We start from the raw sequence: 12,882 nt of genomic DNA on the forward strand, positions 1-12,882 counted from the left end.
ATAATTAAATAGTATATGCAAGCATTTATTCCATCCTGTGTTGAAAATGATATTTTATAACCCACTTAAGAATTAATTTAAAATACCAATTAAAGACCACATAAAAATTAACAAATCTAATTTTTTTGAAGCTTTGACGCCGTAATAGTCAATCCAATCTTAATTTAGCATTGAGTTAAAAGCCGTTGCAAGTACTTAATATGGTATTATTTTCGAATTATACTTCATTAGAAAGAATCGTCTCAGTCCCTGAACTACCGAAGTTAATCCCACTGGATAAATAAGCACGATTAGAGATCACCGTTTCAGAAAGATTTATTCCATCTGAAACAAAATTAACATCTCTGAGCACGACTTGATTATCGAAAGATTGCTCAAAAATGGTATATTTCAATTTGTTTTTCCTTATAAAAATAGAACCGCCATTAAATACGAATGAAGAGCCTCTGCCTAATAAAGTAACAGCCGGGATAGTTCTCCCTTGGAACTCTAAATGTCCACTCACACTGACATGCCCATTAACAATATGGGCAATGGCCTCACAGTAGTCAAAACTACCATTTTCCCAATATACTTTTCCATCTGGATTATCTATATAAAATGCAATCCCTCCATTCTGCCAAGTGCAGGAAGAGAATGAAAATCTCTCATAAGTATCCTGCTGTTTCGTTATAAATAAAAGAAACTCACACTGATCAAAGCCACACCTATCCCAGCACCACCCCCAACCACCAGGCCCATTGGAAAAAACTCGTGAAAAACCCGTAAATCTGCATTGTGAAATATTTATAAGGCACGACGGATTACTATCTGACGTTGCCGAATTAGATGCATAAATCAAATCTATTTTTTCTTCTGAGAAAAAATTTACCGAGTCAAATAAAGAGCCTACACAATTAGTGTATGCTGCGTTTCTTTCACCCTGAGGGTTTAAAAATATTCCGTAGCCTTTATAATTACCTTGTTTTGAGAATATAATAGTTACAGGGCCTGTTATATTAACTTTTGATGCATCTATAACTAACTGGCTAGAAACCCGTATTACACCATGCAAATTTATGTTTTTTTTCTGAATCCCATTAGGAACAGAAATAGCACTTAATGCAGAACTATCTAGTAAATTTTGTAGAGCAATAGTACTATCTTTAACACCAGAAAAATCTATACCATTACTTTCACAAGGGATATCACACATATCTGACACATTTTTTGAGGCTGCTTTTACTGAGCAACTTGAAAACACTGCTGCAGAAATGAATGTTCTTCTATCCATATACCTATCCTACGAATGAACCATGACTAAATTTTAATATAAAAACATGAAAAGTACATAACTGATTAATAAAACCATCATCAACAAAAATAACAAGCATTAAAAAAGATTTTTTATATATACTATATTTATGATTTATATTTCTTTATTTACATTAAAGATATGTTATCTATTTTTGAAAAAACCTGCAATATACTTACGCTCAATGACTAGCATCATGAAACTGTAAGTCACGACACCAACAAGCACACTAAAAGTTAGTAGAGCTATTGGTTTTAACTCTAAGTAAGCAACTGAAGATCTGAAGTAAATAACAACAAGTGACATTAGCAATGCTGCAATTATTGGTTTTATTATTGTGGCTACAAGAGCGAATACACTTCCGTTTAATACTTTCATCGCAAGCATCATATTTGGGAAAAACATAAGCACATTGGCTACAAGATACAACTTGATTAAAATATCTATGCTGTAAAACCCACCGATGATAAACGAACTAATTTGTAATATTGCATTATATATCGAGATTTTTAGTAAAATACCCGTTTTACCTTGAGCCATAAAAACAGAACCAGTAGTACTTACCATTGACTGCATTATTGCTATTGGCGCTAACCAAATAAGAATACTTGATATATGTACCCATTGAGGACCAAAAACAACAACTACTAATTCACGGCTTACAACTGCAATACCTAACATCAGCGGCGGGATTATGATTGCAATTGTTTTTAGTGTTTTTAAATATATCGAAACTGATTCGATATAATTTTTCTGAATTCTACTTAATATCGGATACAAAGATCTAGTTAAGACAAAGGTAATGTTTTGAATTGGAAATAACATAACTCTATATGCTAGAGAATATTGTCCCAAGATAGATGCGCTGAATGATCGCCCTATAATTATTTGATCTGAATTTCTAGAGAAATAGTTGATAAAATTAAAACCGACCAAGCTAGAACTAAACTTAAATATAGATTTTATATCTGACAGACTGAATTTGGCTCTAGGAACCCATCCCGACACCATCCAAAAACCACAGGAGCTAATAAAAGAATATAATAACGTCTGTACAACTAAACTATAAACTCCGGCTCCCTTAATCGCACATATGATCCCGATAGCAAGAGATATTATTGAAGCGGATATTTCTATGATCGCCGTTTTATTAAACTTAGACTCTCGTTCAAGGAGAGCTAAATGTATCGCAGTCATACTGTTAATAGGAATAGCAATGGATATCATTTTTATTGTGTTAGATACAGCTGGTTCATTAAAAAACACGGAAACAGCTGTAGATGAAAAATAGCTTATAACAAACAGAAAGAGCCCTAAGCTCAAATTTAAGTAGAATACACTACACTTAAGACTATCACTAAGTAATTCCTTTTGAATGATGGCGGCTGAAGACCCCATATCTCTAAGTATATTAATAAAATTCACTACGATGAGTGTCATTGACATTATTCCGAACTCACTGGGACTCAAATATCTAGAAAAAACAACTAAGCCCAACAGTTGAGAAATAATTTTGATTATTTGTGACAATGAAACCCATTTAACATTGTGCAACAACCCCATTTTACACCCTTAAACAGATTTTTAATATTATAAATCACTCACAAAAAATATGTACATGATAAAATTTACTTAACAGCGATAATCACCAAAATAAAAACAATCATCATTAAATAGCGCCATGAATATATAACTTTTATTATACCCCATGGGATGTACCTTCTCATTTTTTATTACTAAAATAATTACTTATCCTTTTCCTAGCAAAATCATTATTTGACAATGAAAGTCCAAAATACCCTAGGACTTTAACTCTAATCTTCATTAATAAACGGGAAAAACCACGACCTTTGATCATTAGTGTATTAGTCTGGTTTAATGAGAAATTAGTATGAACAATTTCCTGAACGCTCCCAAAGGCATCGGGACAAATCATCACTGACGTTCCAGAAAGTTCTAATAATTTGCTTATCCAAAAATCATCAGTTCTTGGAGCGATTTGAAGATAATCAGAATTAGTCAGCAGTGCAGGATCAATATGACTTTTTTTCAAAATACAACCGCCAACGCCTGTTATAACAAAATCTTTTTTTACTACCGTAGGTTTTAAACATATGTTAAAGCGGTCATAGCTCTGATAATGTCCAAACAAATTCTTCCTCATAATTCTTACTCTTGATGCAACAACAAACTTCCCTTCATTTAGTAGAAAACAATCAGTTAAGCTTTTTAACCAACTATGACCATATACAACATCATCATCAGCATATACATGTATATCACTATCATTCGTAGACTGAAGTGCAGGGAAAATTTTTCTATAGGGGCCCGTATTCTCTACGTACCTAACATTGATAATTCTATTTATTCCATTGAGTTCATCTAGCCATTCAGGTAACTCGTGAATCCCTTGGTCTGACATAAATGGCTCTTTTGAAATCCAAAGGTCGATCCGATCTGGTAAGCAACTTTGATGAATCAGCGACCAGAGCGTAACTCCACATAGTTCAAGCCTTGTAGAGGTTGTTGTTAAATTTACAACTAACATAACATACCTTTCAAATTGATTGATATTCACAATAAGGGAAATATCCGGATAGAAAAAAGTGCAACATGCCTAAGATAATTATTATTTATTCAATGAGATACTATATTCTTTCTCTTTATAGAACAGCCATAAAGTGATAGCAACATGAAAATTCCTGGTGAAAAATAGCCATATCCACGAAGAAAGAACTCCACACTAAAGGTAACAATGCATACAGCACCTAGTGCTGTAAAAGCATCTTGAACCCCATAATTTTTAGGCAGTTTCTTTATCTTATGAACTGAAGTCAATATCATTTTTACATAGAAAAGCAACAAAAGCACACCTAAGAAACCAAACTCCGATACTAACTTTGAGGCAATAAACCCGCCATCAGTTCTATTTAATTCTGAGCCCGTAAGTTTAGTTATCGTCAATCCATATTGACCTACTTTATCAGTTCCAGCCATTTGAAAACCAAGCCCAAGCCCGTTAGTATTAACGAACGATCTTACTGCATCATCTACACCTTGCAGAAAGACCAAAGTGGTAAGGTTATCACTATCTGAATTTAACTGAACTCTAGATAAAAAATATTGCATTGCAACTGAATCAGAGTAATAACTTGATAGCAAAATAACTATCAATGCAAATATTGCTCCTAAAATCAAGAGCCGAAAAATATTTTTAGACATCCAAAAAATGAAAAAAGCAAAGAAGGCAAATATAACAAGTGTAAGACTAGGAAACAGAACCGATTGGGCTAATATATTCGCAAAAAGATTGACTTTTTGCTTATTATTAGCAAAAAAGCCCGCCATGCAAACAAGAAACCCTACGCATAATGCATAATGACTTTCTTCTGAAAAAGGTATTACAGGTTTATTAAAGCCTGAGTATGGGCCTATATTTAGTTTAAAAAATATTGCTACCCAGCCGCAAAAAATAAAAAGATAAGCACTTTGAACCAGAGCCTTAATAATTACCTCATCATCTATAGTTGCAAGTTTTGTTGAAAAAGAACTTGCGCTTACAAAAATAAATAACAAAATCGGGAATGAATAAAGTGGCTTACTGTAATTTTTTTCGATCAAAAAATAAGATGACTGCACCAAGATAAAAATGCATAAAATAAGAAATAGAGCAATTTTTTTCTCACTATGAGGAAATATAATAAAGGTCCGAAATGAATATATAAAAACCACAATACTCACTGCAAACAGTCCGCCAGCAAGAGATGCCTGATTTAAACAAACAAAAAAAACTGATGGCAGTGAAAATATAATAACAAAAATGAAAGACAGCGGTAATGCACTTATATTTCTAGCCAATTCCATCTCCATTAACTTTAAAAATTCCACATCGAAATAAAGTAATAATTCCTTGTGATTAACGTATTCACTTCGCATTATTAATAATATACTCAGCTAATTCATCAAAGTTGTAAAGCTCATGCCAACTTGATTTAACTGATGCATTCCCCTCAAAAACAATATCTTTTCTTACATATTTAATAATTACGTTTGCAAGCGAGTTTTCACAATTACTATCAAAAAATGTTACCGCGCTATAATCTCCAACGGTCTCTTTTGCATAATCCATATTAATTGCAATTATAGGTAAACCATACATCTTCGCTTCAGAAATTGGGAGTCCCCATGTCTCAAGTTTTGAGGGGAAAATTAAGGCATCAACCACACTTGAATATTTATCATTAAGATCTGCCTTACTTTGATACCCAATGAACTTTATATTATCAAGACCATTTTCTTCACAACATTTGATAATCTCATCACCGTATTGTGTCATACCTCTATCAAAGGTTAAAAGTATTTCTGTTTTTTTATAAACGTCTTTAGCGTTATTTTTTATATATATAAAAGCATCAATTAATGCTTCCATATTTTTAAAAACTCTAGGTACGGCTGGATATATAAGCCTGACTCTACCATCGCCAGTGTTTTTTTTCTTGCCGCATATCAAGTTAAATTTCACTTCCGGTTTGGATACGATAATATTATTAACGTCAAACCATTCTGAGAACCTATTTGCCATCCACGTTTGCTGAACAATAATAGCTTTATTTTTTCTTATATTTATCCTATATAAATATTTATAAAACATTGTAAACAAGAAGAACTTCTTATCCATCCTCCAGTCTTTCCAGTTTGAACTATAAAACGGTGAGGGATTATGACAGTAAACAAACTGATGCGTATTGTATATATTAGCAGATATATCGTGGAGACAAACCCATGCATCAGGCTTTAATTTCATACTTAAGAAAAAAGAATAAACGAATTCAAAGTATAGTCTTTTAATCCAACTTGATTTTATTCCTTTATACTCAACAAATGATACATTATTATTATAAATATCAACAAACAACTCTTTATTATTAACCAAGCAAATTATATCGACATTACTTTTCTTAGAGAATGTAGTTACAACCTCTCTAAATATGGTTAATATGCCGCTATCCACCATATTCACACCAGATATTACGATTTTCTTTTTTTTCATAATAATGTTCACTTAAATAGCTTGCACCTATATATTTACAATGGTTTACATGAAGATAAATTTCATATACCTGAAGGCACGTTTAAATTCTTTGCGGATCAATCTATTTATAATTACGCCCAAAATGGATATTTTTACCGTAATTATGTATCGAGGGAAGAATTTTTTAGTTATTAATATTCTATTTCTTACAGAAAAATAATCCGCAACATCACTTTTCCCACTTTTTGTTGATGCTCCCTCTTTATGATAAACGATACTTTTTGACGCAACTCCAATATCAAATCCTTCGCTCCTCGCCCTTTTGCAAAGATCAAATTCCTCAAAATAAAGAAAATAATCTTCGCATAAATATCCAACCTTCTCAATTAAATCACGAGACAGCATCATCGAAGCCCCTAGCACATAGTCTATCTCAGACTCAACATTTAATTCATTGTAAATAGTATTGCTAGGCTCAAGCCACGCATAGTGTTTACTTGTACATAGCCAGGGGTTAAGTGTACCTCCTAACCCTTGGATTTTATCTCGCTCATAAAAATAAACAAGCCTAGAACCACAGATTCCAAATCTCTTATTATCTCCAAATTTTTTCAGTAACTCAAATAATGTACTTGGCAATACCTCTGTATCATTATTTAAAAGCCAGACAAAATCCATATCTTTTTGGTTAAAAGCAAATTTCACACCAACATTATTTCCTCCTGCGAAACCTAAATTAGCATTATTTTTAATTAAATAAACACCTGTATCATTATCACTCCTTAAAACCGCTGCATCCTCTCTGCTCATTTCTACGAAAGATCTATATTTACTTGGTAATGATAGAATGAGAAACTCTTTAATTTCGTTATAAGATGAGTCAGATGAGTAATTATCGCAAATAACTATTTTATGATTTACCTGCTCGGTTTCAAACAAGCTTTTCAAACAATTTATAGTATCAGTCGCCCCATTCCAATTTAATATTATTATATAAACCACTTGTGCTTTACCTCAATCACGATTAATAAAATACTATTTTGATAATAGAAAATCACTACATTTGAATTAATATCTCTCTATGTTTTCGAATATTGAATCACTCAAATGAACTGAATAGAATCTGAAACTGTTTCTCCCATGTTAGTTCAAGTTCTGCATATCTTCGTTCTTCTATTGAGAATCCGGGATTGAGTGATTTTCTCCAATTAATTATATCTTCGATATTTACTGGAGTATCATCAGATGGAACTTGATAGATAAAAGCATTATCATCAAAAGCACTATCGATATGACTCTTAATAAATGGGAGTCCTCTTGCACAGTACTCTTTAGATTTAATAGAACTATTATAGTCATTACCGCTACGATGCCGTCCTAAAGCATCGACGCAAACATCGGCACTAGCAAAGACATTATCTAGCTCATCCCCAGATAAACGGCCAAGAAAAAAAATTTTATCTGAAAGATTCTCTTTTTTGACTATGCTAGTAAGCCTGGTTAATTCTGGCTCAAGATCACCGACAATTTTAAATATTACAGTTCGTTTCCCACAATAGTTTTTAACCCCCAAAATTAAGCGGTCATATCCATGCCAAAATGAAAGATTTGCGACACCGACAACTGTAAATAACTCATTATCGCCAGATGATACTTTCTCTTCGGCCAATTTAATTGATGAAACATCAACTCCATTAGATAACCGAACAGCTTCAATTCCCCATATTTTTTCAGTTGGTTGACCGAAATAAGTTACAGTGTCAATTCTACGTTTGAAAAACGGTAGCATTAAAGAGAAAACACGCTCCAAGAATTTCAATCGAAAACCCTTTATTTCATTCTCATACGGATAGGTAGGAACCTCCATAATAATCCTTGCTTCTTTATTAATTCTATTAATTAAAAAAGGCAACATCATAACAAATAATCCCCCCTGAGGCTTTCTTATATAAGCAAAGTCAAATTTTAAATTATTTTTTTTAATATACCGTCCTATTAAGTAGTAAAAAAAATACTTACTCTTCCCATTAAAATATATTTTTTGTTCGACAGTACCATTATCATGAATGATAGAACTATTCCCCATATAAAAAAAGTCCACTTTACAGCCAACATTCCTCATAGCCTTGACTTGAGCTTCTATCTTTTTCCATATACCTTCCGTTTGATCTTTGCTATAAAAGGTTAGGAATATTACTTTTTTCATAACTCTATACTTCTCCGTAGGTTATTAGCTTAATTTTTAAGATGTTAAGAGTGAAAACCTTAGTCTATATAATTAAAATTAACTTATAAGTAATCAGCAAGTTTTTGAATCCATTCACGGAACAAAGTATGAACTCTTTTAATATATATAGTAATAATATATATCTATGAACATTAAAAAGCATGATTTTGTCCACATTGAGGATCATATTTTTATCATAAAGATCTTTATCACAGCAGTTTAAAAATCGAACTCAAAAGTCTACATGATTTTAGTAGAGACAAGCATGTATGTGAACTTATTAATGCTGTTCTTCTGCTTCCGAAGGCTGGAGCCCTGTCATTATCGCTCTGGCAAGGCATCTTAATGAGACGATCGTTGATAGATCAGCGACTGCGTCAATAAATAATGGTGGTGCAGTCTTTCAGGACTATTCGACGAGTTAAGTATTCCCTATTTCCCATTGAAATCAGAGCGAAATACCCAAACTATCGCCAAAGAACCCGCCTAATTGTAGATGGGGAGGGTTATGACAAAACCGATTTTGCGAAGGTCTGGGCAGATGCAAGTAATATTGAGTTGCATTCCCTGCCGCCGTACAGTCGAATCAGAATGCGATTGAAGCACCAGGGAAAATGATGAATGAACATGCTCGGAACAACTGTTAATTCTTCAGCAAAAAACGATTTACGAAATGCAAATTTTATTTTTCAGGATAACTACAACAGAAATTTTTTTCGCTAACCTCCCGAATTAACGATAACTTTTAGGTGCTGAAAAACTGCATCTTGAGTTTTATCGGGTAACATTGTACAGCTAAATTTAATACGCTGATTTATTTACAAACCCTTTAAAAACAGTCAAGATAATAATCTTAAAATCTAGCCATATGCTCCAATTTCTTATGTAAAACAGATCATACTCAACTCTTTTTTCCATTTTTTCTAATGTGTCAGTCTCACCACGCCATCCACTAATTTGTGCCCACCCAGTAATTCCAGGTTTCATTTTATGGCGTAGCATATATCCTTTTATTATTTTCCTATACTGCTCATTATGCGCTACCGCATGTGGTCTTGGTCCTACAATCGACATATCACCTAAAATTACATTAATAAACTGTGGTAACTCATCTAGCGATGTACGACGCAACAAACCTCCAATGGGTGTAAGTCGAGCATCACCTTTCCTGGCCTGCTTAACCTCGTCACCATTCTCCATGACTGTCATACTTCTAAACTTCCAAACCTTAATGGCTTTACCATCAATACCGTATCTTGTTTGCTTAAAGATCACTGGTCCAGGTGAAGTTAATTTCACAAGTATAGCTATTAAAAAAAGCACAGGGGAAATAAATGCTAAAATGGCAAGTGATACTATAATATCTTCAGCACGCTTCATCAGCATATTGATTCCACTCATTGGTGAATCAAATAGTGAAATAACAGGAATTCCATTTACTATTTCACTATGCGACTGCAGAAGATTATATGTAAATACATCGGGTACCAGCATAACGGTACAAGTCGCATCTGATAACTCTGATAATATATACTCAATACAATTACTTTCTTGCATTTTTAAAGCTATATAGACCCTATCGAAAAGTCCCTTCTTAGCGTCGCTGATAAGGTTATCGATGTCTCCTCTATACAGCATGTTTGAATAATAACCAGGAGGGTTTTCATCCTTAGATAGATAGTAACCTAATATGTTAAATCCTAACCATGGTGCTTTATTAATACTCTCCGCTAGATGTCCGCCTGATTGACACCCCCCAACAATAACTATATTACGTGTATTGTAACCTAACTTCCTCAAGTGTCTTATTATTGAACGAATCAATACTCTACTAAAAATAAATAAAATTGTTGACACTGCATACCATAAAAAATAAAAATACACTCCAGTTGAAATCGATGTAAGGACTGAAAGAATTCCTGTTGAGAAAATAATACTCAGTGTCCAATTTCTAATTAAAATCTGTATTTCCAAATAGATACTCATTCCACGCCATGAACGATAGAAGTCTGTAATACCTCCAATCATCTGAAAAACCACTAGCGCAGTTAAAGCCATAATGCTATGAGCCTCAGTAATCCCCTCTTTCATCATAAGGCCTGCAAATATCATACTTGCAAACATAATTAACGTATCAGAAATTCGTTGGGCGATAGAAATCATTGAGGCATTAGTTTGTAGCATACTTCTACGTAAACTATTCATGCTTCTCTCTCTAATTATTCTTTATTTTTTAACACATTCTGTGTTTCAAGCTGAATTATAATCAATCTGTTATATTTGGTTGTCCCAATACCTTTTGTGCATACTTAATTTTTTTATAAATTTTTTAGGTATTATTTTATAATTTTGCCCAAGCTTGTAACCAAGAATTTTTAGTGAATTATGTAAAAATGCACGAGGAATCCAACTCGGCTTTTCCTTCAAAAGGGTAGTAAACTCAGAGATTATGAAACGCTTCCCCTCCCCTCCAGCCCCACCAAAAGTATCTCTAATCCACTTTTCATCGTGATGAAACACTCCTATATCGAAGTAACGTTTAAACTCTTCAAGAGGAGTATAATTATGAGAGTGTTTAACTGCCGACTCAGCAACATAAGCAATTTTATATCCGGCGAGTACAGCTTTTGCTGCAAAGTACATATCCTCACTGAGGATCGTATTTGAAGGAAAACCAGCTAATTCTTTAAAAACACTGATACGGTATGCTGAAAAGGAATTTGATGAAAATACAGTCTTAATACCATATTTTTGTTTATCCTCTAATCCTAAAATATTACTTTCACATCCATAATTAAACAAACGGGCATGCGCAGCTATAGGATTAGCATCGTCATGTGGTAATTGTCGCCCATATGCTACTGCAATATCAGAGTTCTGAAATACAGATATTATATTTGACAAACTATTAATTTCTGGTATCGCGTCTTGAGTAAGAAATATTGCAATATCTATATCACATGTAGTATTGATAGCAAGATTTCTTGTTCCTCCATGATTAAATTCACTTTTATCAATTTTTACAATCTTAAACCCGTTGGCCCTACTCGTCTCTCTAGTATCATCATCGCTTGAGGAATCAACAGTAAGTATGCACTCACAGTCATTTTTTTGTTCCGATATGGCTGAACTAACCTGACGCCATAAATCTCCACCATTATAAGTTGGAACGATTAAAATCACCTTCATTATTATATCCACGATAAACTTTTTAATTTAAGACCAGAATAGAGCAATGCTTTTAATAATAAAGCAAGGTTTTTATTATAACAGCCTTGCTTTATTAAACTTTTATTCGGTATGTTTACTTATCCGATTTATATTCGTATGCATAATAATTGTAATTGCCATAACCATAGTAACTTGCAGCTCGCTTTATGATCGCATTCAATATGACGCCTTTAATTTCAGTACCGTTCTGCTCAAATCTTCGTATACTTACCTCAATTTCTTTAAGTGTATTTACTTCGAAACGAGCTACTAATAAAGATGTACCTGCATGGCAACTGAGAATGGCTGCATCAGTTACAGCTAGGATTGGTGGAGTATCGAGCAAGATTAGATCATATTTTTTAGAAGCGAAGTCTATAAATGTCTCAAAATTACTATGCATTAGTAATTCAGATGGATTTGGAGGTATTTGCCCTCTCGAAATAAAATCCATATTTTCTACTTTAGTTGGCCGAATAGCTTTTTCAACCGAAATCTGTCCTGATAAAATATCTGATAATCCATTGTCGGCCTGAGTTCCCATCAACTCATGTGCATAACCTTTACGCATGTCACAATCAATAATGAGCACCTTTTGGCCTGACTGTGCAATGACGGCTCCCAAGTTTGCACTTATAAAGGTTTTACCTATCGCTGGGCTAGCTCCAGATATCGCTATCACATTATTTTTTGCTTCCATCATTGCAAAATGCAAACTTGTCCGTAAGCTTCTAATCGCTTCGATAGCTAAATCGGCTGGATTTCCTACTGCTAATAAATCTGTAGATCTAGTGTTATTCTTTTTATTGCGGCTTAGTAACTCACGATCTCTCTTTTGTTGCCATTCAGATAAAGGAACGCTTGCATAAACGTTGATACCGATCTCTTCCAATTGTTCTGGACTCTGTATGCCTTTATGCAACATTGTCTTTATTAAAACAAACGCCGTTGATAGAACTCCGCCAACAATCATTGTGAGTAGCACAATCATAGATTTGTTAGGTTTTACAGGTTTTAGCTGAGTTACTGCTGGATCGATAATCCTAACATTACCTACCGTACTGGCTTTATTAATGCTCAACTCCTGCTGTTTATTCAAGAGTTGCATATAAACTTCTT

10 protein-coding genes are annotated in these 12,882 nt (G+C 33.5%); all 10 read right to left on the minus strand.

From position 1 onward, the window contains the following. Positions 1 to 217: 217 nt before the first annotated feature. Positions 218 to 1,273 carry a hypothetical protein gene (locus tag N6G83_RS49765; protein WP_211134779.1) on the minus strand — a complete coding sequence of 352 codons (1,056 nt, stop codon included), beginning with the start codon at positions 1,271 to 1,273 and terminating at the stop codon, positions 218 to 220. Between the two features lie 165 nt (positions 1,274 to 1,438). Beyond that, positions 1,439 to 2,857, minus strand: a complete 1,419-nt coding sequence (locus N6G83_RS49770; RefSeq protein WP_260524236.1) for a lipopolysaccharide biosynthesis protein — start codon at positions 2,855 to 2,857, stop codon at positions 1,439 to 1,441. 160 nt (positions 2,858 to 3,017) lie between these two features. Beyond that, on the minus strand, positions 3,018 to 3,872 hold the full coding sequence (locus N6G83_RS49775) for a glycosyltransferase family 2 protein (RefSeq protein ID WP_260524237.1): 855 nt from the start codon (positions 3,870 to 3,872) through the stop codon (positions 3,018 to 3,020). 59 nt (positions 3,873 to 3,931) lie between these two features. Beyond that, entirely contained in the window at positions 3,932 to 5,164 is a 1,233-nt protein-coding gene (locus tag N6G83_RS49780; protein WP_260524238.1) for a hypothetical protein, read from the minus strand. A 55-nt stretch (positions 5,165 to 5,219) separates the two neighbouring features. Beyond that, on the minus strand, positions 5,220 to 6,344 hold the full coding sequence (locus N6G83_RS49785; protein WP_211136962.1) for a glycosyltransferase: 1,125 nt from the start codon (positions 6,342 to 6,344) through the stop codon (positions 5,220 to 5,222). Between the two features lie 45 nt (positions 6,345 to 6,389). Beyond that, positions 6,390 to 7,328, minus strand: a complete 939-nt coding sequence (locus tag N6G83_RS49790; RefSeq protein WP_260524239.1) for a glycosyltransferase family 2 protein — start codon at positions 7,326 to 7,328, stop codon at positions 6,390 to 6,392. Positions 7,329 to 7,425: 97 nt separating this feature from the next. Further along, positions 7,426 to 8,532 carry a glycosyltransferase gene (locus N6G83_RS49795; protein ID WP_260524240.1) on the minus strand — a complete coding sequence of 369 codons (1,107 nt, stop codon included), beginning with the start codon at positions 8,530 to 8,532 and terminating at the stop codon, positions 7,426 to 7,428. 822 nt (positions 8,533 to 9,354) lie between these two features. Further along, positions 9,355 to 10,758, minus strand: coding sequence for an undecaprenyl-phosphate glucose phosphotransferase (gene wcaJ / locus N6G83_RS49800; protein WP_211136938.1), 1,404 nt, complete (start codon positions 10,756 to 10,758; stop codon positions 9,355 to 9,357). 69 nt (positions 10,759 to 10,827) lie between these two features. Beyond that, positions 10,828 to 11,742 (minus strand): glycosyltransferase family 2 protein, encoded by a 915-nt coding sequence (locus N6G83_RS49805; protein ID WP_260524241.1) that lies wholly within the window; start codon positions 11,740 to 11,742, stop codon positions 10,828 to 10,830. Between the two features lie 115 nt (positions 11,743 to 11,857). Next, positions 11,858 to 12,882, minus strand: a 1,025-nt coding sequence (locus N6G83_RS49810; protein ID WP_260524242.1) for a polysaccharide biosynthesis tyrosine autokinase, incomplete at its 5' end; no start/stop codon positions are given.

This window comes from Serratia sp. PL7 (assembly GCF_945957435.1).

Excerpts from the sequence above, each read along its gene's own strand:
- N6G83_RS49765 (WP_211134779.1), bottom strand. The coding sequence starts at position 1,273 with ATGGATAGAAGAACATTCATTTCTGCAGCAGTGTTTTCAAGTTGCTCA.
- N6G83_RS49770 (WP_260524236.1), bottom strand. The coding sequence starts at position 2,857 with ATGGGGTTGTTGCACAATGTTAAATGGGTTTCATTGTCACAAATAATC.
- N6G83_RS49780 (WP_260524238.1), bottom strand. The coding sequence starts at position 5,164 with ATGGAGATGGAATTGGCTAGAAATATAAGTGCATTACCGCTGTCTTTC.
- N6G83_RS49785 (WP_211136962.1), bottom strand. The coding sequence starts at position 6,344 with ATGAAAAAAAAGAAAATCGTAATATCTGGTGTGAATATGGTGGATAGC.
- N6G83_RS49795 (WP_260524240.1), bottom strand. The coding sequence starts at position 8,532 with ATGAAAAAAGTAATATTCCTAACCTTTTATAGCAAAGATCAAACGGAA.
- wcaJ (WP_211136938.1), bottom strand. The coding sequence starts at position 10,758 with ATGAATAGTTTACGTAGAAGTATGCTACAAACTAATGCCTCAATGATT.
- N6G83_RS49805 (WP_260524241.1), bottom strand. The coding sequence starts at position 11,742 with ATGAAGGTGATTTTAATCGTTCCAACTTATAATGGTGGAGATTTATGG.